17 protein-coding genes and 1 pseudogene are annotated in these 24,936 nt (G+C 38.6%); 8 read left to right on the forward strand and 10 right to left on the reverse strand.

Annotated elements, in window-relative coordinates:
- Positions 1–496: 496 nt before the first annotated feature.
- From pyrF to ACFIJZ_RS06200, 4 genes are all read left to right on the forward strand, one after another.
- Complete coding sequence (gene pyrF / locus ACFIJZ_RS06185; protein ID WP_375631317.1) at positions 497–1,342, forward strand: orotidine-5'-phosphate decarboxylase; 846 nt, start codon at positions 497–499, stop codon at positions 1,340–1,342.
- A gap of 49 nt (positions 1,343–1,391) precedes the next feature.
- Positions 1,392–1,649: a hypothetical protein gene (locus tag ACFIJZ_RS06190; protein WP_375631318.1), complete on the forward strand. Its 258-nt coding sequence runs from the start codon at positions 1,392–1,394 to the stop codon at positions 1,647–1,649.
- Between the two features lie 44 nt (positions 1,650–1,693).
- The gene (gene hisS / locus ACFIJZ_RS06195) at positions 1,694–3,178 is read left to right on the forward strand and encodes a histidine--tRNA ligase (protein WP_375631319.1); all 1,485 of its coding nucleotides are present in this window, start codon (positions 1,694–1,696) and stop codon (positions 3,176–3,178) included.
- Positions 3,179–3,769: 591 nt separating this feature from the next.
- Positions 3,770–4,303, forward strand: a complete 534-nt coding sequence (locus ACFIJZ_RS06200; RefSeq protein ID WP_375613583.1) for a replication protein — start codon at positions 3,770–3,772, stop codon at positions 4,301–4,303.
- Positions 4,304–5,185: 882 nt separating this feature from the next.
- On the opposite strand, the gene ACFIJZ_RS06205 is transcribed toward ACFIJZ_RS06200, so the two are convergent.
- On the reverse strand, positions 5,186–5,710 hold the full coding sequence (locus ACFIJZ_RS06205; RefSeq protein ID WP_375631347.1) for a peroxiredoxin: 525 nt from the start codon (positions 5,708–5,710) through the stop codon (positions 5,186–5,188).
- A gap of 217 nt (positions 5,711–5,927) precedes the next feature.
- On the opposite strand from ACFIJZ_RS06205, the gene ACFIJZ_RS06210 reads away from it, so the two are divergent.
- From ACFIJZ_RS06210 to ACFIJZ_RS06220, 3 genes and pseudogenes are all read left to right on the forward strand, one after another.
- Positions 5,928–7,556 carry an alpha-D-glucose phosphate-specific phosphoglucomutase gene (locus ACFIJZ_RS06210; protein WP_375631320.1) on the forward strand — a complete coding sequence of 543 codons (1,629 nt, stop codon included), beginning with the start codon at positions 5,928–5,930 and terminating at the stop codon, positions 7,554–7,556.
- A 1,067-nt stretch (positions 7,557–8,623) separates the two neighbouring features.
- Positions 8,624–8,959 (forward strand): zinc ribbon domain-containing protein YjdM, encoded by a 336-nt coding sequence (locus ACFIJZ_RS06215; RefSeq protein ID WP_375618296.1) that lies wholly within the window; start codon positions 8,624–8,626, stop codon positions 8,957–8,959.
- An 875-nt stretch (positions 8,960–9,834) separates the two neighbouring features.
- A pseudogene (locus ACFIJZ_RS06220) lies at positions 9,835–9,915 on the forward strand (DUF4102 domain-containing protein); the annotation flags it as partial.
- A gap of 448 nt (positions 9,916–10,363) precedes the next feature.
- Here ACFIJZ_RS06220 and ACFIJZ_RS06225 read toward each other — a convergent pair.
- The 4 genes from ACFIJZ_RS06225 to murJ all read right to left on the reverse strand — a co-directional run bounded on the left by ACFIJZ_RS06225 (position 10,364) and on the right by murJ (position 14,257).
- Positions 10,364–10,942 (reverse strand): NifU family protein, encoded by a 579-nt coding sequence (locus tag ACFIJZ_RS06225; protein WP_375631321.1) that lies wholly within the window; start codon positions 10,940–10,942, stop codon positions 10,364–10,366.
- Between the two features lie 59 nt (positions 10,943–11,001).
- Positions 11,002–11,493 (reverse strand): universal stress protein, encoded by a 492-nt coding sequence (locus tag ACFIJZ_RS06230; protein WP_273790942.1) that lies wholly within the window; start codon positions 11,491–11,493, stop codon positions 11,002–11,004.
- Between the two features lie 62 nt (positions 11,494–11,555).
- Positions 11,556–12,626, reverse strand: a complete 1,071-nt coding sequence (trpS, locus tag ACFIJZ_RS06235; protein WP_375631322.1) for a tryptophan--tRNA ligase — start codon at positions 12,624–12,626, stop codon at positions 11,556–11,558.
- A gap of 59 nt (positions 12,627–12,685) precedes the next feature.
- On the reverse strand, positions 12,686–14,257 hold the full coding sequence (gene murJ / locus ACFIJZ_RS06240; protein ID WP_273790944.1) for a murein biosynthesis integral membrane protein MurJ: 1,572 nt from the start codon (positions 14,255–14,257) through the stop codon (positions 12,686–12,688).
- Positions 14,258–14,658: 401 nt separating this feature from the next.
- Here murJ and ACFIJZ_RS06245 point away from each other — a divergent pair, with 401 nt between their 5' ends.
- Positions 14,659–14,817: a hypothetical protein gene (locus ACFIJZ_RS06245; RefSeq protein WP_375631323.1), complete on the forward strand. Its 159-nt coding sequence runs from the start codon at positions 14,659–14,661 to the stop codon at positions 14,815–14,817.
- Positions 14,818–15,104: 287 nt separating this feature from the next.
- On the opposite strand, the gene ACFIJZ_RS06250 is transcribed toward ACFIJZ_RS06245, so the two are convergent.
- The 5 genes from ACFIJZ_RS06250 to ACFIJZ_RS06270 form a co-directional block, all read right to left on the reverse strand.
- A complete protein-coding gene (locus ACFIJZ_RS06250; protein ID WP_375631324.1) occupies positions 15,105–18,317 on the reverse strand; it encodes a BID domain-containing T4SS effector in 3,213 nt (1,070 codons plus the stop codon).
- A gap of 320 nt (positions 18,318–18,637) precedes the next feature.
- Positions 18,638–20,518, reverse strand: coding sequence for a BID domain-containing T4SS effector (locus tag ACFIJZ_RS06255; RefSeq protein ID WP_375631325.1), 1,881 nt, complete (start codon positions 20,516–20,518; stop codon positions 18,638–18,640).
- A gap of 306 nt (positions 20,519–20,824) precedes the next feature.
- Positions 20,825–22,105 (reverse strand): BID domain-containing T4SS effector, encoded by a 1,281-nt coding sequence (locus ACFIJZ_RS06260; RefSeq protein WP_375631326.1) that lies wholly within the window; start codon positions 22,103–22,105, stop codon positions 20,825–20,827.
- A 353-nt stretch (positions 22,106–22,458) separates the two neighbouring features.
- The gene (locus tag ACFIJZ_RS06265; RefSeq protein ID WP_375631327.1) at positions 22,459–23,301 is read right to left on the reverse strand and encodes a BID domain-containing T4SS effector; all 843 of its coding nucleotides are present in this window, start codon (positions 23,299–23,301) and stop codon (positions 22,459–22,461) included.
- Positions 23,302–23,644: 343 nt separating this feature from the next.
- Positions 23,645–24,922, reverse strand: a complete 1,278-nt coding sequence (locus ACFIJZ_RS06270; protein ID WP_375631328.1) for a BID domain-containing T4SS effector — start codon at positions 24,920–24,922, stop codon at positions 23,645–23,647.
- Between the last annotated feature and the right edge of the window lie 14 nt (positions 24,923–24,936).

The raw sequence follows: 24,936 nt of genomic DNA on the forward strand, positions 1-24,936 counted from the left end.
GGAATGCGAGTTTCCATGTTTTATCTCCTTGAATATGCTGGAGATACAATGCCTTTTTGCAAATTATGTTCCAAAAGGGATAAAGAGCCGCTAAAAAGGAATAGGAAAGATCTAAAGTTAAGATCGAGATCATCATGGTGGGGCATTTTCTTTTGAAACTTTTGTTTAAAACGCGTTCATAGAGAGTTTTTGTTGATCATAAAAAAGGGTGTGAAAACGACAAGGTACGCCTATAGGGCTTTATGGGGTCATAATAATATGGATGCTTTTTTGTTTATATTCTTTCATAAATTTGAATTTTTATCTCATGACAATGTCTTGGTCGATAAACATATGATAAGCGTTACGAATGGGAATATATTTATGTTTCATAAATAAAAGCACATTTTGTATAGAGAGCTCTTTCTTTGTGTTTTCGCTATTGTATTCTTTTGACAAATGGTTTTCTTTTTGATTGTATCAAAAAGTTTAAAGAGAGACCTTGTTAGGATATAAAATGTTTCGTTCAACTTTTTTTAAAAATCGTGAAATCTATGGACCTCTTTGTATTGGCTTTGATCCGAGCCATAAAGTTTTGCAATCGTGGAAACTAAGCTTTGATTATAAAGGTCTAAAAGATTTTTGTGATATCCTCTTAACAGCGGTTGTGGGTAAAGTGGGGATGATAAAGCCGCAAGTCGCATTTTTTGAATTATATGGTGTGGAAGGTCTTCAAGCTCTCAAAGAACTGATTGAAAATGCACACGAACAAGGCATATTGGTTCTGGCGGATGTAAAGAGGGGAGATATTGGCTCTACTGCTGAAGCCTATGGTAAAGCTTGGCTGGGTCCAAGCAGTGCGTTCAAAGCTGATGCCATCACAGTTAATCCTTTTTTGGGTTTTGATGCTCTTATTCCTCTGATAAAGGTTGCAGAAGAAACAGGAGCAGGAGTTTTTGTGGTTGTTCAATCCTCTAATCCAGAGGGAAAACAAATACGAAATGCGCTTATTGGTGATCAGACACTCTCTCTTCATCTAGCACAGTGTATTTGTGATTATAATTCTCAGTCTCCGGTTCTCCATCATAATATTGGTCCCATAGGTGCGGTTATAGGAGCGACATTAGGATCTGGATCAAAAGACACAATCGAGCAGTTAAATAATAGTCTGTTTCTCGTTCCGGGTATTGGCGCCCAAGGTGGAACAATGACACAATTAGCAAATCAATTTCCACAAAGACTTTGGCAGAATGTTATTCCCTCTGTATCACGCTCTATTACAGATGTTGGACGAAATATTGTTGATTTAAAAAATGTTATCAATCATTTTGCAGAACAAGCGCAAAGCACACTGATGTCTTGAGGATTTTTGCATCTGTAATAAATCTGAAGAATTTTGAGAGGGAGGGCTTTTGAGGGGGATGTTTCCGATTTATCCAGAATCAACAGTTGCTTTGTGGTTTCGTTCAAAAAGCGCGGATGTCTTTTCATTGAATGTTAAGCGGGCATTTCATGTTGAGCGGGAGGCTATGTTCCTATTGAAAGTACAAATATTTTCAGTAGATTGCCTTAAGGGTAAAGGTTTACATCTTTCAAAAGCAAAAGCTTATGCATATTGTTACCAGTTTCCAGTTGATAAAGTTATTGCAGCGTTTGTTTCTATAAGATAGACACACGTTATCGGTGAATATATATATTGTTGTTAGAGAAAAACATGTCATCAAAACAAGAAAAAACCAAAGCCCGTTTACCCCGTGGTTTTGTGGATCGTACAAGTGCACAGTTGTATGCAACTGAAACAATGATTGCGCAAATTCGTGAAGTTTATGAACTTTACGGTTTTGAAGCACTAGAAACTCCAATTTTTGAATATACAGATGTGCTGGGTAAGTTTTTACCGGATTCAGATCGTCCAAATGCGGGCGTTTTTTCGCTACAAGATGATGATGAGCAATGGATGTCTTTGCGCTATGATCTTACCGCGCCTCTTGCTCGTTATTTTGCCGAGAATTTTGAAGTTTTGCCAAAGCCTTATCGCAGTTATCGTCTTGGCTTTGTTTTTCGCAATGAAAAACCAGGTCCAGGGCGGTTTCGGCAATTTATGCAGTTTGATGCGGATATTGTTGGAACACCAACGGTTGCAGCTGATGCCGAAATTTGCATGATGGCAGCCGATAGTTTGGAAAAACTAGGGTTTCAGCATCATGAATATGCCATTCGTCTGAACAACAGAAAAATTCTCGATTGCGTTTTAGAGAAAATTGGTTTGGGGGGAAATGAGCAGGCTGAAAAGCGCTTAACTGTCTTAAGAGCAATTGATAAACTGGATAAATTTGGTTCTGAAGGGGTGCGTTTGCTTTTGGGAAAAGGGCGTTTGGATGAAAGTGGTGACTTTACAAAAGGGGCGGAGCTTAAGGATAAAGAGATTGAGTGTATTCTTACCTTAACTGCTGCTGGAGCTGAAACAGCAGAAGAAACGCTTGAGGTTCTTAAAGAAGTGGTTGGTGATCATGTTCAAGGGCGTGAGGGAATTCGTGAGCTTGAGGAAATGCAAGCAATTTTTGTCGCAAATGGCATTCAGAATCGTATCAAGATTGATCCATCGGTGGTGCGTGGACTGGATTATTATACAGGTCCTGTTTTTGAGGCTACGTTGCTTTTTGATGTTTTCAATGATGATGGGCAGAAAGTTGTTTTTGGCTCCGTTGGTGGTGGTGGGCGCTATGATGGATTGGTGGCACGCTTTCGTGGTGAAAACATTCCAGCAACAGGTTTTTCAATCGGGGTCTCACGCTTGATCGCTGCTTTGCAAAATCTTGGAAAGTTGCCTATGAAAGAGTCAACAGGGCCGGTTGTTGTGCTGATGATGGATAAAGAGCCAGAGGCGGTTGCTGGTTATCAAAAAATGGTGATGCAGTTGCGTGGTGCCGGAATTCGTGCTGAGCTCTATTTGGGGGCATCGGGGATAAAAGCGCAGATGAAATATGCAGATCGACGCCAAGCGCCTTGTGTGGTTATCCAAGGCTCACAAGAACGTGAGAGTGGAAAAATACAGATCAAAGATTTGATTGAAGGGGCGCGGTTATCTCATGAAATTAAGGATAATCAAACATGGCGTGAAAGTCGACCAGCACAAGTGACGGTTGATGAAGATCAATTGGTCAAAACGGTACAGGATATTTTAGCAGCCCAAAAATGATAATGGTAAAAGTCTTTATACAAGTGATTGTTCGAAATATTTTGGAAATTTGAAACTCAATTTTTTAAATTTGTACTTTGCTCGTTTACACGTGCTGACGCACGCGTTCAAAATCGAGTTTTTGGAGTGCGTGCGGAATAAAAGAGAGATTTTTAAAGAGGTAAATAAGCGCTATTTGCTATAAAATGTGCCCTTCTGAGGATGCAATGATAATGCGTTAAGATGAGCAAAAAAATTTTAACGAAGAAAAAACTCTGAGAAAATTAAAGGGTTTTACGTAACGCTTCTGCAAAAGTTTATAAAAATATTGACAAGTTCATATTGGCTTCATCTTTGAATTCTCATCTATGAGCATCAAATCCTTTGATGTTCTCTTCTTGGACATTACAAAATCTAGTCTTATTGCAAAAGGAGGGAGAACTAGAGCGTTTTATCCTAAAAGACTTTTTAAGCTTCAAAAAACAATGGAATGACTTAAATCGAACAATTTTTTACAGGAGCATGTTTGGATGAATTGTCAGCTGCCATAATGGTAACTTACTGATAATATGTATTATTTCATAAAATCAACTCTTTAATGGAGAAATGAAAATGGTCCAATATGATTTTACTCTGCTCTATGAACGAAATCCCTTTATTCTTGAAAGACCTGAGAATATTGGAAAGTCATTTAAACTTCCTCCTTCAAATTTCGGATTTGAAGATCTTCCGCAAATTACCTTTTCAGGCGCCTCGTCATGTCGGCGTATGATTTTTGGGCTATCATTTAGTGGTATGAAAGCATTTTTTGTGATGTTGTGGCAAGTAGGGAAAATGTTAGATGAGGGGGATGATGTGGATTTATGGTTTGATCAGATAACATTGGATCATGATATTCTTGAGGAATTTTTGACTTGTGATCTTTCAATTCAAGAACCAGAATATCTTAATTTTGAAAGTTTTAAAGAAGGTATCAAAGAATTAGAAAAGAATAAAATTGTAGCGAAGGGGACAAAAAAAGATTGTTATTTCATCAATCCAGATATTTTTGGTCTTCCTGAATGTGATGAAGATTTTGAGTTCGATGAAGAGGAAGAGATAGAAGCACACTTTACGGTAGAATACCCGAATAAACAACTCCTTTAACCGTTTTTCTCTTAGAGAAAAATAAAAGCTTAGAATAAATAGCTATGAGAACAGCAATGAGTCTGTTTATGGTATGTGAATTGGAATGTTTGCGGGATCTGTTTTGATTTAATATTCTCCATGAATGGTTCTTTATGCAGAGCGGTTTTTATGCCATATTTTCTTCTTTTTATGAGACATAAGTTAATTTGAACTGTGCACCTCTTCAAACAAATGTTTGATCTGTATTTTCTTTCTTGATACTTTTGTAAACTTTGCAGTAATGATGTTCATAGCTCTTGTATTTTGGCGCGTTTACGAGAGGTATTTTTACTCTTTTTAATCGTTTATTCATATGCCAATCCCACTTGCTAATGAGCAAGAAAATAGTTTTAAGGGATTCAATATAAGAAGGGATAAAATAAAACAATTTTATGATATTCGGCTCCTCTCATTCAATATGCAAAATTATAAATTATCTTTATAAATCAAAGCATTGTTCGATACAAAGTTTTTCTCAGTATGAGAAATTTAGCATTGATCTTGCATATTTCATCAATACGTTAGTCCTTGATGTTTCTGAGAGAGTTTTGCATGAATTTGCGCATTTGGCAATTGCAACCCCATTTTTTGATAGCGTGCAACAGCTTTTAACTCTTTGATTTTTTAGCTCCACAACGGGTCCAGATTTTTCATCAGCAATTTTTCAAGTTTTTTCAAAGCCGTTAAAGCATGAAATATTTATTGAAAAAATTATTGCTGTAATATTTTTTCACAGAAGGCGCACAATCAACTTATCGTGTCTGCTTTCACGAATAGATGTTGTAAAAAGTAAACGACACAAATCTTCCTCCTCAGGAAATTTGTGTCGTAAAATTTTGTTTAAATAGACGATTGGGGGAATTAGCTTTTCAAGGCTTCTAAAACATGTTGTGGTGAAGAAACTTCATAAGGATCTGTTGCACAATTATCTGAAAAACCTGCTTCTTCGAACCATTGTTCAACCACACCATCATTAATAACAGCTGCATAGCGCCATGATCGCATGCCGAAACCAACATTGTCTTTTGCAACCAGCATACCCATTTTGCGTGTGAATTCACCAGAGCCATCGGGAATTAATTTCACGTTTTTGATATTTTGTGCTTTTCCCCAAGCATTCATGACAAAAGCATCATTGACGGAAAGGCAATAAATTTCATCAATACCCGCTTGTTTAAATTCATCATAGAGTTTTTCAAAATCAGGCAGCTGAAAGGTTGAGCAAGTAGGGGTAAAAGCTCCAGGAAGAGAAAAAAGAATAACACGCTTTCCTTTAAAGTAAGCATCGCTGTTAACTTCTTGCCACCGATAAGGATTGTCTCCAGCCATTGATTCATCGCGTACGCGTGTGTGGAATGTTACATTGGGAACTGTTTTTTTCATCATCATGATGCTCCTGTATTCTTTTACGAAAATTTTGTTTTAAAACAGCCTTCGTATTTAAAAACATATGGCAAAAAGCGTTTTAAACAAAAGGGCTTCTTTAAAAATTCTTACTTCTAACGAGTGTGCAAATATTTCACACTTCCGTCAAGTAGAATTAATGGTCGACTTTGGATACTCTTCACCTTAAAATTATAGGAAAGAATATAAAGGTATTGATATGACCATAAAGACAGTTTTGACCACGGCTTTTGAGGGGCAAAAACCGGGAACGTCTGGTTTGCGCAAAAAAGTGTCTGTTTTTCAACAACCCCATTATGTAGAAAACTTTATACAGTCTCTTTTTGATAACATTGGGCCTCTTGAAGGAAAAATGTTGATTCTTGGGGGAGATGGGCGCACTTTTAATCGTACTCTTCTTCAGATTGTGTTGAAGATGGCGGCGGCGCATGGTGTTTCTTGTATTAAAATGGGAAGGGGCGGTATTCTTTCTACACCTGCTGTTTCGCATCTTATTCGTAAAACTCATGCCCATGGTGGACTTATTCTTTCTGCAAGCCATAATCCTGGTGGTCCAGAGGGAGATTGTGGTATCAAATACAATGTTTCCAATGGTGGACCGGCTCCTAATTCTTTATGTGATGCTATTTTTGCAACATCGCAACGTCTTTCCTTTTATAAAATTCTTGAAGCACCAGATATTGATTTAGATAGGCAAGGTACGGTCTTTATGGGAGCCATGCGGATTGATATTATCGATCCTGTCGCTGATTATGTTTCTTTGATGCAGGAGCTTTTTGATTTTGACTGTATTGCTAAGGCCGTTGCTCGAGGTCTTACTTTACGGTTTGATGCCATGCATGCGGTAACAGGGCCTTATGCTCATGAAATTTTTGAAAAATGCTTAGGATTTTCTGAAGGGACAGTGGTTAATGGTATTCCTTTGCCAGATTTTGGAGGCGGTCATCCAGATCCCAATTTAGTTTATGCCAAGGCTCTTTATGATTTATTGATGTCAGAGCAAGGACCAGATCTTGGCGCAGCCTCTGATGGTGATGGAGATCGTAACCTCATTATTGGTCGTGGGCAATTTGTCTCGCCTTCGGATTCTTTGGCTATTATGGCTGAACATGCACACCTTATTAAAGGATATCGAAAAGGTGTTGTAGGGATAGCGCGTTCTATGCCAACGGGGCGTGCTGCTGATTTAGTTGCGGAAAAACACGGATTAAACTTTTTTGAAACGCCAACGGGATGGAAGTTTTTTGGAACCCTTTTGGATGCGGGGAAAGTAACCTTTTGTGGTGAAGAAAGCTTTGGAACGGGCTCTCATCACATCCGCGAAAAAGATGGTTTATGGGCTGTCCTATTTTGGTTAAATCTTTTAGCGGTAACAGAAAAAACTGTCGCACAGATTGTTCAACAGCATTGGTCCACCTATGGGCGTTTTTACACGTTACGGCATGATTATGAAGAAGTCGAAGCAGATAAAGCTTTGGCATTACTAGAGTATTTGCGTGCGCACTTACCACATGCAGGAACTGAAATTGCTGGATTTTTCGTCAAAAAAGCAGATGATTTTACATATCATGATCCTGTTGATCAGAGCGTTAGCACGCGGCAAGGTATACGTATTTTTTTCGAGAATGGAGCACGGTTGGTGGTTCGTTTGTCGGGAACAGGGACGCTAGGTGCTACTTTACGACTTTATTTGGAACAGTATGAAAGTGATCCGCGCAAACACAATTTTAATCCGCAAGAAGTTCTCCAACCTTTGCAACAGGTGGCACTAAAACTGTTAAACATACAACAAGCATTGGGGCGAGATCGTCCTGATATTATCACCTAAGATCATTGGAATGTTTTTTTGTAAAGGTATGATGATTGATCACATGGATGTGATTTTAGGGGCGTGATTTTATGTGCCATAAGCCAGAGCTTAACTCTATTTTTAGGCGAGAATTGTTTTTTCCTCTCTTACATATCAATCGGATTCCTAAAACTGCCGGATTCTTAAAACTAAATGCTGTAGGAAATTATAATCGAGCATAATCGGAGCATTTATGTCCAATGGGTTTGCTCAATGGCTTGATAGAAATTTTTGTTTAATAGGGGAATGTTTCTCATACAAAACAAAATACGATCATTGTTGCACATTTCATATGTTTGTTTTAAAGAAGCTTCTCTCTCAAGACGCTAAAAACGCATCTTATGCGTGTTGCTTTGAAAGGGATAACCGGCCATCCATTGAGCAGCATCATTTTTACGCTTATGAGAGAGTAAGACGGCACCATCATTCACTTTGCCCGCTTTCAATGTTGGCTCTTATATTTGAGAGTGTTTAGTATTTTGGATAATCGTTTTACACGGATTTTCCTACTTGTAACATGCAAACAAAAGGCTTTGGTTGTTTCAATGTAAAAGGGGTTGAGAGAATCTCAGCTTATTTATCGGCTCTCATTCAATATACAAAACCATTAACTATGATCATAAATTAGTTTGTTCTCTAACATTATGAATGCTTTACTTAAATAAAAGGTCAAGTTGAGGCTATCATTTTCTTGTTTCTCAGTTTTTAGCTCTTTGGAAGCGTTTTTATTCAGAGATGTTCCTTTTCTAATTGTTTTTTATTCATTCGTTAATTGTATTGCTGATGTGTAAGAAAATGATTTTGATTAATTTATTAGAGAGAATGAAGTGAGTAAATTTTATGATATGCGGGGGCTCATTTAAGTTATATAATGATCAATCATTTTTATAAACTCATGTATGGTGTGTGATGATAGCATTCATGAACACAGTTGGCAGATGAGGATTGAAACAAAGGGAAATGTTTTTCTAAAATAATGGACAATAAGCACTTCTTGCTTTATGACCAGTCATAATGAATGATTTTTCTTTTAATAAGGGGAATTTATGACCCAATATCCCAAATGTCCTCGTTGTGATTGTCTTTATACTTATGAAGATGGTGAAAATTTTGTGTGTCCTGAATGCGCACATGAATGGCCGCAAAAAAACGATGATACGGTTCTTGTCAATACTGTTTATGATGCCAATGGTCAGATTTTAACAAACGGAGATACCGTTATGGTGATAAAAGATCTGAAAGTAAAAGGCGCTTCATCTGTTTTAAAAGGTGGTACTAAGGTAAAGAATATTCGCTTGGTGGATGGAGATCATAATATTGATTGCAAAATTCCAGGGATTGGTCAGATGAGTTTAAAGTCGGAGTTTGTGAAAAAAGTTTAAGCATTTGTCCTCTTGCAATTGTTTTTGGATTTCGTTGGTTTTCTATTTTTACATTCTTCTCTAATTGGGCATATTTTCCTCCAGTGGCTTCTTTTCTTGTTTCATAGATTACACCAATCAGATAGAAGCAATATGTTTTCCTTTATTGCAAAGCCATGTATCGCAGAGAAATAGCGACTCTGTCTTTTTCTTTTAATATGCGGTATGGGGGACTGGATGTTGACTCACAAGCAACAATAAAAGTATGCGCTTTATGAGAAGAACAATACCGTAAAGTAGACAAACTTATTCCTGCTGAATTGAAAAAATATTCTCATTTTTTGTATCAGATAATTTTTCAAACAACCATAATAGATCTGGCTTCAATGTATTTATTTTTTACAGGTAGTTATATTTTTGCGTCATGTTTATGGAAATGAGATTGAAAATGATAGGGGGGGAATTCTTGATTTTAAGAATGGAAAAAGGACGCTATGATCTTGATAAGGTCTTATTGCCATGCATTTTCCAGCTCTTAGTACTGCAACAGTCTCTTATAAAAGTGTACATAAGAGCTATTAAAAATAGTTTTTGTTATTATCCAGTTTGTGCTGTGTAAGCGGACGATTTTGATTGATGCAATAAAAACAGAATTGAAATAAGAAGAATGTCAGAATTCTCATTGCAAGTTGCAAAATGTGATCTTTGTCGAGTGGCTGAAACAACATATTGATTTATAATAGTAAATTAGCGTTATTCATATTGAATTAGAACCCCGAATAACGTGGGATTCTCTCATTTCAAATCTGTTTCATGTTGAATCAATTAAAATCACTTGCTTGCACACCACAAGCGGGGCTGGTGTGTGGGTAAAAATGAGGAAAGAAAGGATTAAAATGACTCTTATGAATCGTCTTAATGAAAGAGCTGTCGCATCATTAGGGGCTGGCAGATATGATGATGGTGCCGGCTTGCTACAAGGAGTATTTTGCGTGATTTGTCGTTGGAAGCACTGAGAAAGATAGAGCAAATGAGCACTCTATCTTACAATGTTTTCTTTTTTGAGTTTTCTTTTTTTGTAACGAGGTCGTGTTTTCCTCGTTAAAATTGCATGACAAGATTATAAAACAAAATAAATTTAAAGTGCACACCCATGCATTGTACTTCTGTGTACGATTGGTTTGTTGAAATAACTTATGCTTCTTAAAGGGGGCTTTGAAATCTTTTTAAGGCATATGTGGAGGTGAAAGGTGAGTGAAGGTATCATTATTGGACAGATTTTTTTAACAGTACTCTATCTTTATGGCTGCATAGCTTACTTCTAAAATTTCAGGAATAAAATGACGTAAGATCTTTACATTCCATGTTTGAGCACTGTTGAAGAGGGGCAATCGGTGTGGTTATTTTATCTATTGAAGTCAATATTTATTGTGGCATGGCTTCAACGCCTAAAACTTCAGGGATAAAATGACGTAAAAGGTTTTCAATACCATGTTTGAGAGTTGCCGTTGAAGAGGGACATCCAGCGCAGGATCCCCGCATATTGAGATAAACAATACCATTTTCAAATCCGCGAAAAGTAATGTCTCCACCATCATTGGCAACCGCTGGGCGGATACGTGTTTCAAGCAGATCTTTAATGGTTAAGACAATATCAGCATCTTTTTCGTCATAAAATTCTTCGTTAAGGTCATGGGTTTGTGCTTGTGTTGTAGCGTTGGTGGTGATCACTGGCTCATTGGATAGAAAATGTTCCATGATTGTGCCTAAAATGACGGGCTTGAGATGTTGCCATTCCCCTTCTTTTTTGCTTACGGTGATAAAATCATAGCCTAAAAAAACACCATTGATATTGGGAATATTAAACAGTTTAGCCGCCAAAGGTGAGTTTTTAGCTGCTTCTTCAGGGTCACGAAATTCTAATACGCCCTCAGAAAGAACCACGCGTCCTGGCAAGAATTTAAGAGTTGCAGGGTTTGGGGTGGTTTCAGTTTGAATAAACATAGATTCTCCTTTTATAATGAAGGATTGGGAAGATCTTACATTGTAGAATATTATATTTTTTAGGCAATAGATCTAATATCTTCATCGGCAAGATTGCTAGGAATAACAATGACAGGGATTGAAAAAGCTGTTCCTTTATTCCCGATTAATTGAACAAGGGGTCCTGGTCCTTCTGTATGTCCACTGGCTGCTAAAACAATTAGTGCAATCCTTTTATCTTCGTCGATCAGTTTGGAAATCTCATCAATTTTTTTTCCTTCACGCACCACTATTTCTGTTTCAAGCGCATGGGTGGTGCGGACTTCACTGGCAATGTCTCCTAATATTTTATGAGCACTTTGCTTTGATTCTGTGCGCATAACGTTGTTTACACCCAGAAAATGTTGAAATTCTACACTATCAACGACACAAAGTAATACCAATGTTCTACTGGTGTTTTGGGCATGTTGTGCGGCAAACGCAACGGCACGCCGACACTCTGGTGTTTCATCGATAATGACTAAGTTTTTTTTCTTTGGTTCTTTTTTCGGATTTTTGGGTTTGGAAATCATGCACTTTCTCTATTTTGTACAAACGATTTTTTTGCTCTCTACAGTTTTTAGTTTTATTATTTTTATGTATCGTGCAAAAATCCAATAATTTCACGAATTTTTTTCATATTTTCTTCTGCGAGCATACTAGCACGTTTAGCGCCATCATGCAAAACAGAGTCGATATAATCACTTTCTTGATGAAGTCGACGTAATTCTTCTGTTATAGGGGCAAGCTTATGGACAACAAGGTCGGCTAGAGCTGTTTTAAAATGCGAAAATTGTTGACCAGAAAATTCTAAAAGAATCTTTTCTTTGCTAACTTTGGCAAAGGCAGCATAAATACCAAGCAGGTTGTCCACTTCTGGTCGTTCTTTTAAAGCGGTGAGGGTATCGGGAAGAGGAGCCGAATCCGTTTTGGCTTTGCGTATTTTTTTTGCGATAAGATCAGCATCATCGGTCAAATTAATGCGTGAAAAATCTGAAGGATCTGATTTTGACATTTTTTTCGTTCCATCGCGCAAAGACATAACGCGTGTGGCTGTTGTTCCAATAAGCGCCTCTGGGAGGGGAAAAAAGCCTTGTCTTTTTTCTTCATCTGTTTGCATAGAGATACCAAAATTTAATTCGGCAATACGCTGTGCATAGTCGTTGTTAAATTTTTGTGCAATATCGCGTGTGAGTTCAACATGCTGTTTTTGATCTTCGCCTACTGGAACATGCGTTGCACGATAGACTAAAATATCAGCGGCCATCAAAGTGGGATAGGCAAAAAGCCCTAGGGATGCTTTTTCGCGATCTTTTCCTGCTTTATCTTTAAATTGTGTCATGCGTTGAAGCCAGCCAATACGGGCAACACAATTAAAAATCCAGGCGAGTTCAGCATGTTGAAAAACACGTGATTGGTTAAAAATAATGTGTTTTTGAGGATCAATACCGGAGGCTAAAAAGGCTGCTGTCACTGTTTTGGTGGATTCGCGTAAAGTAAGGGGATCTGGGTTGACTGTGAGCGCATGCATATCCACAACACAATAGAGGCAGTGATGAGAGTTTTGCAGTTCAACCCAACGCTGAATGGCTCCAAGATAATTGCCAAGATGTAAATGACCACTCGGTTGTACGCCGGAAAAGACAAGTGGTGTGAAGGTATCCATAGGAGTGCTCTTTCTTCAATTAAGGTTATTCATTTTATTTTTTTGACAAAGTATAGATATTATGAGCGTTTTTTCAAATTTTTAAGCGTGTGAAAAAAGGAACGGGTGTTGAATAAAAAATAGGCACTAAAATAGATCAAAAATATGCCAATCATGATCCCAGCTAAGGTGATCGCGCGCAAGAAAAATGATGCTTGTGAGGATAAAGGAAAAGACAAAAAACCAAACACATTCAATCCGTAATAGAGGGCTAGTGCACTCAAAAGAGTTGCCATCATGAGACATAATATTCGCTTTATCAGTTGGAAGTCGTATTTCCAATAACCGCGTTTGATAAGGACACTCCACAGCAACAGTGTGTTGGCCCATCCAGAGGTAATTTCAGCAATAACAATGCCTCGTGCAGATAGAATAGGAAATAATGTTAAGGCGAGACTGATATTGATGAAAACGCAAATACCTGTAAAAATCATCGGTGTTTTGGTATCTTCATGGGCAAAAAAATTAGGAATAAAGACCTTAATAAGAACAAAAGCTGGAAGTCCTAATCCATAAAGTTCTAGTAATTGTGCAACATGGTGTGTTGATTGACTGGTAAATTGTCCTCGCTCAAAGAGCAAACTGACAATGGGAGTGGAGAGCAGCAAAAAAGCAATGGATGCTGGAAGTGTTAACAACAATGTTAATTCAATAGAGCGATTTTGTAAATGGTGGGTTTCTTTATGCTTTTTGCTCCGCAAAGCGCGTGTTAATTCTGGTAAAAGAACGGTTGCAACGGCAATGGCGATTACGCCTAAAGGCAATTGGTAAAGACGATCAGCGTACATCAAAGAAGAGACAGCACCCGATTGGCTAGAAGCAATGTTGGTATTAATGAGCAAATTGATTTGTGTGATGCCACCCGTAATGGCTGCTGGGAATGCTAAAGTTAATAGCTTGCGAACATTAGGACTTAAATGGGGCTGGCGGAAGGAAATTTTCATTCCACTTTGACGCAAAGCAAGGGCAATTAAGGTGAGTTGAAGAAGCCCTGCTGCCAATACACCCCAAGAGAGATTTAAGCCAATATGCCAAGCGTCAAGTTTATAGATCCAAGCATAGGCAAGCACACCAATCAAAATAATGTTTAAAAAGAGTGGGGCAATGGCGGCAATAAAATAGCGTCGCAGCGCATTAAGCATGCCCCCCATCATGGCAGCAAGTGACATACAGGTTAAATAGGGAAACATGATCGCAGTAAAGTGAATGGTAGCGTTAAATTTTGTTGCATCTTCGGTAAAACCTGGGGCAATAATGGTTCGTACCAAAAAAGGCATACTCAGTTCCATCGCAATCGTTAACAGTAAGAGCAGCGAAAAGAGAACGCCAAAGACTTCTTCTGCAAATTTGCATGCCGTTTCGTGACCTTCTTCAGTGATTTTTTTTGCAAAAAGAGGAATGAAAGCAGCGTTAAAGGCACCTTCAGCAAAAAAACGACGAAATGTGTTGGGAAAACGAAAAGCAGCGTTAAAGGCATCAGAAACAGGACCTGTCCCTAGGGCTGCTGCCATAAGCATTTCGCGTACGAAGCCAAAAATACGGCTCATAAGGGTTCCGGAAGCAACTGTTGCAATTTTTTTAATCAATGTCATAAAGATATATCAACTTTGTTGTAAAAGAGAAGCGATGACAGGAGAAATAAACCGTTTTAAATCGTAAAAATCTGATCTCTATCCTAATTAAGGATACTTTTGGAAAGCGTTTTACGACGGTGTTTATCTCTCTGTCAACAATGGTGCTTGAAGACTTTTTTATGCTCCTTGTTTACTGTTGCATTAAAATTTTTATTGTTGCCATAAAATAATTAAAATTTCTTTTTCAAACTGAAATATGGGAGCGACATCATAACAGTTTGAAGGGACATATAAGGATATATAATGATAATTTCTCTTTATGTTTTGATGTCGTGAATAATGCAACCCAATACCTTACTGTTTTACGTGAGGGGCATGACCCTATTTAAAGAACGCAAATAAAATAAAAGCATGAAACAATGTGCAATTTCCATTATTTAAAAAACAGCGCTTTAGATGTTTTAAAAAGTCGTAAGGTTGAGCTAAAAGGTGATGGTAAAGCTGGTGATTGGTTTTCACTTTTACGGCTTTATGTTCTCTCCAAATTTGGCTGCCTTTTCGTTTTAGAGATTACATAAACAAAAGGATAGGAAGACGTGATCTTTCAACAGCATTTTGTCTGTTTTTAGCACGACAGGTAATGAAAGTGATTCATTATCATTTTCAAAAATGATTGATCCTTTTATTTTTCCTGTTCAGGTTTCTTTTCACAGTTGATGAGGATAAAATCTGAGAAAATAAGATAAAATTGCTCTCTCATGGTTTCCATTCTCGTTGAGGTCGATTGATTTGCCGATGAAGGCAGGGGGGGTAAAGGCTATCATTTTTACCAGAGAGGGTAAAAAAGTTAAAGTTTATGGACCCTTTAGATATTCATTGCCATTGCTTTTGTGTGCTCTGTTTTGTGAGGTTGAATATTTTCTTGTCTTTTAGGACTCTGATTGACGTTTTCTGTCATTTTTTGCACTTTAATTGCTTCTTTATCAAGAGTGTTGGAACATTTTTTTTCATTATTTTTCTTTATAGATTGATGTTGGATAGATTGATACTGGTTTGGTGCTAAGCGCTCATCGAATTTATGGTTATAAAAATACATGGGTTGTATATGCTGTTCTATCTCTTTTATCTGCTTGATTATTTCCATGATCTCTTTTGCTTTAACGGTTGATGTACCAAGACTCTTCGCAAGTTTTTCAGGATTATTTTCCTTTATAGCTTCATGCTCGCTTGAGGATAAGCGCTCATTGATTTTTTTGATATAAGTCCTTATCTCCCCCCTTAATTCAGGAGAGTTTGATAAAGTTTCTTGCTGTTGTGCTTTTGACAAGGAAAAGAGATTTTTCATCCAAGCCTCAGGAATTTTTACCGACTGTTCACACCGCCTTTGTTTTTCATGATGGGTATGGAGAATGTCTCTTTCTGTTTGTTTAAAAATATTGATATAACGATCAATGGCTCTACAGAGGGGCAAAATATTTGCTTCAGCATGGGCACGCGCGTTGTTTTTTATGCCAAATACATTGCTACCAGAAAGCTTAGAAATAGATTGGGGAGAGGTGGTAATTTGATAGGTGAGCTGTTCTCCTTCAGTATGATTTTCATGGATCATCTCAATTCTTTCCTGCAAAATATGACGATTGCCATAAATGATTTGACACAAAGTTTCGATTTCTTTTCTTCTTGCTTGAATGGATGCGTTGTTTTTTATCCTTGTGGCAATTTCATTGTTGGTAAGGGGGGCTATTGTTTCTGCGGGGATAAGCACTTCTTGCTGGTTTTGAACTTTTGGTGCTGTAAAGGAGAGGGCGTCACCGATTTTTAATGTCTGTATTTGCTCTGGGGTGAGATCTTTTTTATTTCCCAAGATGAAAATCCCGTTGGCATCAAGCATGAAGCCATTGGGTCCACTGCCTCTGTAGAAGCCTTTATAGGTATGACCTTCTTTTGCTGTTATAATAAGATGATTATGAAGACTCTCAAATCCGATATGTTTCATATTGTCCATGAATTCTTTTAAAATAAGTATTTTTTCTGGATTTGAGATATCTTCAAGCAGATGCTTCATCTCTTCCTTATCGTTATGTTTTAGCGATGCAATGCTGGCAAGATTCATGCGTTTTTCTGTTACAAGAGAAAAGTCGAGTGTGTGGCCAGCAACTTGCCCAAGTTTTTCAAAAAACATTCGTTGTGTGCGTCCATTACCTTCTCTGAAGGGATGCGTATAGTTGAGCTGTATCAACATTTCAGTGACATGTTCAATAAATGTTTCGCGGGTTAAGCCTTTTAAACTATTCGTTTCAGCAAGTATTTTATCTAAATTTTCTAGTCCCTCTTGTATCTGTTTTGCTGAGGCAAAAGAAATCCCAGCTTTTTTCATCATTGGCATATAAGCAACGGTACCATCTTCAAATGTAAATGGTTTTTCGCGTGTTTGTCCGGCCCATTCAAAAGTATTTTTAAATAGGGTGTGATGAATATATTGGAGATATGTGGAAGTTAGTTTTTGCGGTGGCGCTTCTTGGCGTAGATGAATGATTGCTTTTGTTGTATCATGGGCACATTGCACTTTTAATTTTTTATAGTCGTTTATTCCATATTTATTTTTTAAGGTGATACTATTAGGGCAAAAGAAATTACGGTACATTGTCTTATTTTCTTCGGTTTGAGGCGATGAGGATAATTTCTCCTGTAAGGTGAGAGGGACGGTGTCCGTTTTTTTTGTACCAGTGTCCCAGTATGCCATTGCTTTTTTTGGGGGCTGTTTCATTCTTTCTTGATGATCAGAGCGTTTTTCCTTTGTCATTTGGACAGATATTGGATTATTTGTCGCTGTATTGCTGGTCTGTAAAATGTTTTTTTGGAAATCTTTTTGCATTTGCCTCATAGAGGAAGCAGATTGAGCAATTGGTTTGGTCATTTGTTCTTGCAAATTTTCGGGCATAACTTCAATGCTGTTATGTAAAGCATGAGAGGCACTCCATGGTGAAAAATGGGCTTTTTCTTTTTTCTTTGTTTGAATGGATGCGTTGTCTTTGCTCTTTTCAGTTATTTCATCGTTTGTGAGAACGGCTCTTTTTTTTCTGGAAGCAATGTTTTTTTCTGGGTTTTGAGTTTTGGGCGCTGTAAAGGAGAGGGCGTCACCGATTTTTAATGTCTGTATTTGCTCTGGGGTGAGATCTTTTTTATTTCCTAAGATGAAAGTCCCGTTGGCATCAAGCATGAAGCCATTGGGTCCACTGCCTCTGTAGGTACCATGATAGATTTCTCCTTCTTTTGCGACGACAGTGAGATAATAATTTTTTTCATCCAATCCAAGCTTTCTCATAGAGTTGGTAAATTCTTGTAAAATGAGCAATTTTTCTGGATTTGAGATATCCTCAAGCAGATGCTTCATAGGCTCTGGGTTGCTATGTTCCATGGCAGCGGCGCGGACAAAGTCTTTACGTTTTTTGCTCACAAGAGAAAAGTCTAGCTCATGTCCTGCTGCTTGAGCGAGTTTTTCAACAAACAGTCTCTTTGTGCGCCTATTGCCCTCTCTGAAAGGATGCAAGTGGTGCAAATATATCATTATTCCAGCGGCTTGTTCAACGAATTCTTCGCGCGTTAAGCCTTGTAAATTATTCTTTTCAGCAAGCGTTTTATCTAACTTTTCTAGTCCCTCCTGTATTTTTTTGCCAATCGCAAAAGATTTTGTAAATTCTTTTCTTTTCAAAATGGGCATAGAAGCAACAGTGCCATCTTCAAATGTAAAAGGCTCTTCGCGTGTGTGTCCGGCCCATTCAAATGCACGGGAAAAGAGGCGTTGATGAAGGTATTTTAGATAAGAGGCATTAAACTGCTCTGGTAGAGGTTCTTGATGCAGTTTTATCATTTCTTTTTTTACATCATTAGAACAGCGTTCTTTTAATATTTCTTTATCTTTGATGCGGTATTTATTTTTAAGCACTTTGCTATTGGGGTAGAAAAAATTTTGCGCTTCTTCATTGATTTGCTTTGAAATGGCTGCATTAATTACAGAGTGTTGTTCTTGCAATTCTTCCTGTGTAGAGGAGGCACAATGTTCTGTGTTTTCTTTCATGCATATTTCCTTTCAAATGGTAACATTATTTTTTGAAATCTTCTTTGTTTACATTTTTTGCCTTATGTTATTTTCATAGCGTTTTCTTCAAAGAAGAATGCCTATTTGAATGATTGAAAAAATTGACCTTATTCGCATGGAACAAAGTTAAAGTTTGTAATTTTTATGAAGTATTATCGTGAAATTTTATCAATGAATTCTGTAAAATAATGGGGTGTCTTATTCAAAGTTTTCTGTATTTCACACACCGTCTTTGATGCAATCTTGGCAAGATAATTGCACCAAAGTTTTGGATAAAAAGCCAACAATTGTGAGATTTATCACGACAAAGCCATTGCTTTTGATGTTTCGGCTCTGCGCGGTCGAACTTGCGGCTGGTCTTCTTGTCTAGAAGTTTCTGTAACCTCTTTATGCCGCTTTGCTGTTGAGCGTTCAGGCAGCTTCAGGGGCTGCGATAAGCTTTGCTGCTTTTGTAATTTTTTATCGAGATCGGTAGGTGGTTGATAACGTTTTTGTTGTTCTGCCTGATGGTTTTGCACAATGGTTTCTCTTAACTGTTTTATTGTATCAGCATAGTCCTTAATGGCGGTACAAAGGGTAGGGATATTTTCTTCAGCGGCTTTGCGTGCTCCGTTTTTTATGCCAAGGGTTTTTCTACCAGCAAGTGGAGCAAAAGATGTAGAATCCTTTTCAATTTGAAATACAAGCTCTTCTCCCATCTCTGGAATTTTGTGCATATCTTCCATTCTATATTGTAAAATAAATGGATCATCATAAACAATTTGGCACCAATATTGGATCTCTCTTTGACCATATTGAACCGATGGATCTTGTTGAACTCTGCGGGCAATTTCCTGATTTGAGAGAGGCTTTATTTTCTTTTCTGAATTGAGCGAATTTTGTAAATGTTGATTTATTGGATCTTTCTCTTGTGCTTGTCGCTGATGTTGTTGTTCCGTGTGAGAACCTTGTGAAATATTTTCACTTTTTGTATATTTTGAAGTATATATATAACCGTTAATAGCAGCACATAGGGTAGGAAGAGTTTCTTCAGCTTGTTTGCGCGCGTTATTTTTTATGCCGAGAACTTTTCTACCAGCAAGCTTAGAAATAGACTTAGGCTGTTCTGTAATATCCCATAAGAGCTGTTCTCCCATATTGGGGTTTTCTTTGATTGCTTCTATTCTTTCTTCTAAAATAAGCCTGTTGCCATAAACCTTTTCGCACAAAAATCGTATTTCTTCTTGATATGCTACGAGTAACAGCTCTCTTTCCATTGTATTAATAGATGATTTTTGTCCGTGAGACGGTTTTGGTTGTTCAATTGCTGTGTGTGGAGAGGCAGGTTTTGGGACGATAGTATCGCTTTGTTTTCTGTTTCCCATACGGAGCGGTTTTCTTGAAGGAGGGACGGCATATGTTCCACTGTCTTGTGATGATGAACTGCTTTGCTGTCTGACTTTCATATGTGATGGTGTTTTGGGTCTAACACTTGGGTCGTATGTTTCAGGATTTTGGATTTTTGTACCGTTTTGCACTCTGTCTCTCATGCGTGGCGATGTTTGCGAAGTAGGCGTTGCATAGAGGAGTTCTCTCTCTTGAACCGTTGTTTTGTTTTGTTCTCTATCTTTTGCACGTGGTGGTCTTTGTGGAGCTGCTTTTGTGTGCGGAGAGGAGTTTTCTTGGATTTGTGAGCTGGGGATTTTTGTGCCGGTTTGTGCTTTTTCCCTCATGCGTGGGGGTGTTTGCGAAGTAGGCGTTGCATAGAGGAGTTCTCTCTCTTGAGCTGTTGTTTTGTTTTGTTCTCTATCTTTTGCACGTGGTGGTCTTTGTGGAGGCGTTTTTGTGTGCGGAGAGGAGCGTTCTTGGATTTGTGAGCTGGGTTGTAGATTTTCTTTTGTGCGTGGGGGTTTGGGCGGAGCTACTTTTGTTTGTAGAGGAGGTATCTCTTGGGTTTTGGTGCTGGGGATTTTAGCGCTGGAGGGCATTGTGCTGGTTTGAGTGTTTGCTCTCATGCGGGGGGGGGGCGGTGGCGCAACCTTTGGGTGGGGGGATAAATTTTCTGGGCGTTTTTCTACAGTTGGTTTTGGCAAATTTTGAGAAACTTGGGAAGGAGGGGTTCTGGTGGGGGATTGTTCAGCCGGTTGTTGAAATTTTTCCATCATTTCGGTGATAAAAGGGGAGGGATTTCTTTTTTTCATGCATGTTCCTTTCAAACTCTTCCAATATTGTTTTTAAATACTATTTAAAAACGTACGTTGGTTTTTATTCTGTTTTATGCTTTTTTACTCGGTCTTTACGAGAGCAGATATCAAACTGAATGGTTTCACAAGATGGGGCTTTCTTGGCTCAGATCATAATCATTTTCTAAAGATTGTTTTCTCCAGTGTTTGGGTTAAGGGACGGAAAAATAAATTTTGTATCAATTTTCTCTCTTTCTTGGCGCAAACACCCCTGTTCTGTGTTGCGCCAAGATGTTAGATTTAATGTGAAAACTTATGTCCTGTTTAGCTGGCAAAAGCCATCGCTTTTGGGGCGGTAGTTTTGCGAGGACGAATATCTGTTTCTCTTTGTTGCGTAGAGGTTGTTGCTTCTTCATGCGTTACTATTGAAGGCTCGGGGCGTTGAGCAGACTGTGAGACGCTTTGTTGTTGATGCAAGTTTTGCGATCTCTCAGAAGATGCTTCATTGTGTTTTTGTTTTATCTGCTCGGTTTGTGAAATGCTCTCTCTTACTTGTGTTACAGCCGTTGCATAATTGTCAGTGGCGTCAATGAGGTGAGAAAGACCAGCTTCAGCATGCCTGCGTGCTTGATTTTTAAAGCCACAAAATTTACGACCAGCGTACTTGTGAAAAGATTGAGGATTTCCGACAAGTTGCTGTGCGAGTGCTTCTATTGTTTCAGGGTTTTGGAAAAGTGTTTCCACTTGTGATTGCAAAATGTTTTTGTTGCCAAAAACAACACCGCACCAATATTGGATTTGGGCATGGTGTCTTTTGACTTTTGAATGTTGGTGAATTTGGGTAGAAATTTCTACTTCTGAAAGCGTTGCTTTTTCACGTTGATCTGGTTTTTGTAGAAGTTTAGCGACGGCTTCCTTCCCCATAAAGCGTTCATAGTTTTTGAGTTCTTGCTCTGGAGATTGTAAGAGGTTCTCTCTTGCCTGTTTTACAGCTTCTGTATAACAATCAATGGTGATACTGAGAGTGGAATAACTCTCTTCCGCTTGTCTACGCACTCGATTTTTAAAGCCCAACATGCTGGTGCCTAGAAGTTTAGCAATACTTTCAGGATAGGCTGCCATGCGCCATGAGAGCTCTTCTCCTGCAGCTGGATTTCTTTGAATTTCTTGCATTTTTTCTTGCAAAATGTTTGGGTTGCCATAAGCACTTGCGGATAAACGTTGGATTTCTTCTTGATAGGTTCGAACCAATGAATGGTGTGGAAGCAATTGAATGATTTCTTCCTCTGAGAGAACTCTTGTTGTCCTTTGGGTAACTTGTGAAGTAACTGTTGCGTGTGTCGTTTCAGTTTTTTGCTGCCTTTTGGTCGAGCCGCCTCTTGTTAACGAAGCTGTTGGATTTGTTGATGTATATCCAGTTTCTTCGCTTAAAAGAGATTGTCTTTCCTCATCTTCTTCCGGTATGGATGACAGTCTTTTGCTTTTTGAAGGCGTTTCTTTAGGAAGGGGGGCTGCGCCTGAGACCTCTGCCGCTGCTTGTTCATAGAGCTTTATAAGTTCTTGTATTGAAGAGGATGGAAAAGGATGAGGGTGGTTTTTTTTCATGCATGTTTCCTTTCAAAAATTGTTTTAGAAAACCTCTTTGGTGCATTCTTGCCTTTTATGCTTGGATCGCTTTGAGACAAAAGAAATATCGAGCTGAATGAGTTTCCAAAGATCTGCGCTATTTGCAATCAGCTTAATGGACATTTGTGTCTTTTATACAGTTTTTTTGTGAAATATTATCAATAAGTTATCAATAGTTGTCGTGAATTACAGGCGCCATTTTTAGGACTATCTTTTGTAACATTCTAAAACAATTCTTGGCGCAATCGCGATGAAACGATTTGCGCCAAGAAACTCACTGAAAAAAAATTACATGAAAAACAAAAACTATCTGTTTTTACGTCTATGCCTCCTTACATGGCATAAGAAAATCCTTTTTCTCCATGTCTTTGTCGTTGAGGGCTGTGCTCTGGACTATTGTGTTCTTGTCCTCTTGTGTGATGATGATGACGATGATGGTGTCTCTCAACTTGCTGAGAATTTTCTTGACGGCGTCTTTGTTCCGCTAGAGGGGTGTGCAATAGCTGTTCCGTTGCATTTTCTACAGCTTTCGTATAACCATCAATGGCATCAACGAGCAGTTTAAAACCGTCTTCAGCTGCTTTGCGTGCTTGATTTTTTAAGCCAAGTGTGGAGCGTCCAGCAAGCCTATGCATAGATTCAGGATTTTCAGCAAGTTGATTTGAAAGCTCTTTTCCTTTAGTGGGATCTTTAAGTATGTCTTGCAAGTGCTGTTGGAAAAGCGTGTCACTGTTATAAACAGTTGTACCCCAATGCACGACCTCTTGTGCATATGCTTGAACTTGTGGATTTTTTAAAAGTATGACACTTATTTGATCAGCTGTGAGGGAAGATGAAGGTCTTCCTCTTTGTTGTGGAGCAACCATTGTATAGTCGGTTTCAGGATTTTCTCTTCCCCGATCAGGATGTCTCCCTCTTGAAGGGGTAACACTGCTAACAGTTGCGTATGTAACTTCTTCTTCGCGTTTTGGGGGAGCAACCTCTGTGTAATCGGTTTCAGGATTTTCTCTTCCCCGATCAGGATGTCTCCCTCTTGAAGGAGAAACACTGCTAACAGTTGCGTATGTAACTTCCTCTTCTGGGGTTGGACCGCGCTGGTTTCCTCTGGTTGGTTTCTTAACTTGTGCATAGAGGGCTTCTGGATTTGCAGAAGGATGTGGATGATGTTTTTTCATACATATTTCCTTTCAATATTTTTAGAAAACCTCTTTGGTGCATTCCCCACTTTTAGTTTTGATAACTTTTATATAAAGGAAGATATCCAACCGAATGACCGCCAAAGATTCTGCGCTATTCAATATTGATATGTAATGAACATTTATGTCTTTTATACAGTTTTTTTATGAAATTTTATCAATAAGTTACAATAAATTACAGGATCCACTTTTAGAACTATTTTTTGTAACATTCTAAAACAACTCTTGGCGCAATCGCTATGAAATGATTTGCGCCAAGAGATTCTATGAAAAAAAGATTAAATGAAAAACAAAAACTATCTGTTTTTACGTTTATGTCCACTTACATGGCAAAAGCCATTCCTTTTTCTCCATGTCTTTGTCTTTGTGGGCTGTGCTCTGGACTATTTTGTTCTTGTCCTCTTGCATGACGATGATGATGGTGGTGGTGGTGTCTGTGTTCTGCTTCTCTTTCTGGACTTTCTTGTCTTTGACCTCTTTCTCTTTCATGCTCCCGTGTAAACTGTTTATGGAGCTTTTTTGCCGTATGTATATGCCTCTCAAGAGCTGAGCAAAGGGGAGAAAAACCATCTTCAGCTTCTCTGCGGCTTGGAGATTTTACACCAAGTATTTTGCTCCCCGCAAGCTTACCAGCGCTTTCAGGATTTTCTGCAAGGCCCCATAAGATTTGCTCTGCATTTTGAGGATCGTCAAGAATTTTAGCAAGTTGTTGATTCAAAGCATGTTCGTTACCATAAACAACTCTGCACCACTCTTGCGTTTCTCTTACACCATATTGAAAGTCTACGTTTTTTAAAAGCTTTGTTGTAACCACATCTTTTTGGGTTCTGGGAGGGGGTGTTGCTCCTCCTCCAACGCCTTGGTAGATAGGATTTTCTAGTTGTTCAGACTCTTGCCTACCTTCAGCCCCCATGCCAACCGTTGTATAGACAGATTCGAGTGGTCTTTGGGGAGAGGGCTCACCACGTTCATCAAAGTTAAGCTCTGCATAGAGATGTTCCGGTTCTTGGCGATGTCCTCCACCCTGTGCTCCTCCACCAATTGTGTCATAGGGTGTTTGCCAACCTTGCGCTTCCAAGTCCGTTATTTTATAGGGGTCTACGAGTCTGTCGGTGCGCCGCCCATCACTTGGTCTTCCACCAAGTCTGTCATAGGGATTTCCTAGTGGCTGTTGGGGAGCATAGATCGTTTCTGCTGGTTGTTGAAGTGTGTATTGTTGTTGGTTGCGCTGTTCTTTGGGTGGTTTATTAACCTTTGCGTAGAGGTCTTCTACATTAGGAGATCCTAGGTTTTGTTGGTCAAGTGGCTTTTTGGGAGCAAAGACCGTTTCTGGTGGTTGTTGAAGTGTGTATTGTTGTTGGTTGCGCTGTTCTTTGGGTGGTTTATTAACCTTTGCGTAGAGGTCTTCTACATTAGGAGATCCTAGGTTTTGTTGGTCAAGTGGCTTTTTGGGAGCAAAGACCGTTTCTGGTGGTTGTTGAAGTGTATAGTGTTGTGGGTTGCGCTGTTCTTTGGGTGGTTTATTAACTTTTGCGTAGAGGGGGTCTTGGCTCTGGGGTTGTGGGTTCTGGGGGGCTGGTTGTGGGTGACTTTTTTTCATGGCTGTTTCCTTTC

Origin of the sequence: Bartonella sp. CL70QHWL (genome assembly GCF_042194855.1) — a bacterium.
Classification (GTDB): domain Bacteria; phylum Pseudomonadota; class Alphaproteobacteria; order Rhizobiales; family Rhizobiaceae; genus Bartonella.

What these genes read in the sequence shown, in the direction of transcription:
- pyrF (WP_375631317.1), top strand. Translation starts at nt 497, where the DNA reads ATGTTTCGTTCAACTTTTTTTAAAAATCGTGAAATCTATGGACCTCTT.
- hisS (WP_375631319.1), top strand. Translation starts at nt 1,694, where the DNA reads ATGTCATCAAAACAAGAAAAAACCAAAGCCCGTTTACCCCGTGGTTTT.
- ACFIJZ_RS06200 (WP_375613583.1), top strand. Translation starts at nt 3,770, where the DNA reads ATGGTCCAATATGATTTTACTCTGCTCTATGAACGAAATCCCTTTATT.
- ACFIJZ_RS06205 (WP_375631347.1), bottom strand. Translation starts at nt 5,710, where the DNA reads ATGATGAAAAAAACAGTTCCCAATGTAACATTCCACACACGCGTACGC.
- ACFIJZ_RS06210 (WP_375631320.1), top strand. Translation starts at nt 5,928, where the DNA reads ATGACCATAAAGACAGTTTTGACCACGGCTTTTGAGGGGCAAAAACCG.
- ACFIJZ_RS06215 (WP_375618296.1), top strand. Translation starts at nt 8,624, where the DNA reads ATGACCCAATATCCCAAATGTCCTCGTTGTGATTGTCTTTATACTTAT.
- ACFIJZ_RS06225 (WP_375631321.1), bottom strand. Translation starts at nt 10,942, where the DNA reads ATGTTTATTCAAACTGAAACCACCCCAAACCCTGCAACTCTTAAATTC.
- ACFIJZ_RS06230 (WP_273790942.1), bottom strand. Translation starts at nt 11,493, where the DNA reads ATGATTTCCAAACCCAAAAATCCGAAAAAAGAACCAAAGAAAAAAAAC.
- trpS (WP_375631322.1), bottom strand. Translation starts at nt 12,626, where the DNA reads ATGGATACCTTCACACCACTTGTCTTTTCCGGCGTACAACCGAGTGGT.
- murJ (WP_273790944.1), bottom strand. Translation starts at nt 14,257, where the DNA reads ATGACATTGATTAAAAAAATTGCAACAGTTGCTTCCGGAACCCTTATG.
- ACFIJZ_RS06245 (WP_375631323.1), top strand. Translation starts at nt 14,659, where the DNA reads ATGTGCAATTTCCATTATTTAAAAAACAGCGCTTTAGATGTTTTAAAA.
- ACFIJZ_RS06250 (WP_375631324.1), bottom strand. Translation starts at nt 18,317, where the DNA reads ATGAAAGAAAACACAGAACATTGTGCCTCCTCTACACAGGAAGAATTG.
- ACFIJZ_RS06255 (WP_375631325.1), bottom strand. Translation starts at nt 20,518, where the DNA reads ATGAAAAAAAGAAATCCCTCCCCTTTTATCACCGAAATGATGGAAAAA.
- ACFIJZ_RS06260 (WP_375631326.1), bottom strand. Translation starts at nt 22,105, where the DNA reads ATGAAAAAAAACCACCCTCATCCTTTTCCATCCTCTTCAATACAAGAA.
- ACFIJZ_RS06265 (WP_375631327.1), bottom strand. Translation starts at nt 23,301, where the DNA reads ATGAAAAAACATCATCCACATCCTTCTGCAAATCCAGAAGCCCTCTAT.
- ACFIJZ_RS06270 (WP_375631328.1), bottom strand. Translation starts at nt 24,922, where the DNA reads ATGAAAAAAAGTCACCCACAACCAGCCCCCCAGAACCCACAACCCCAG.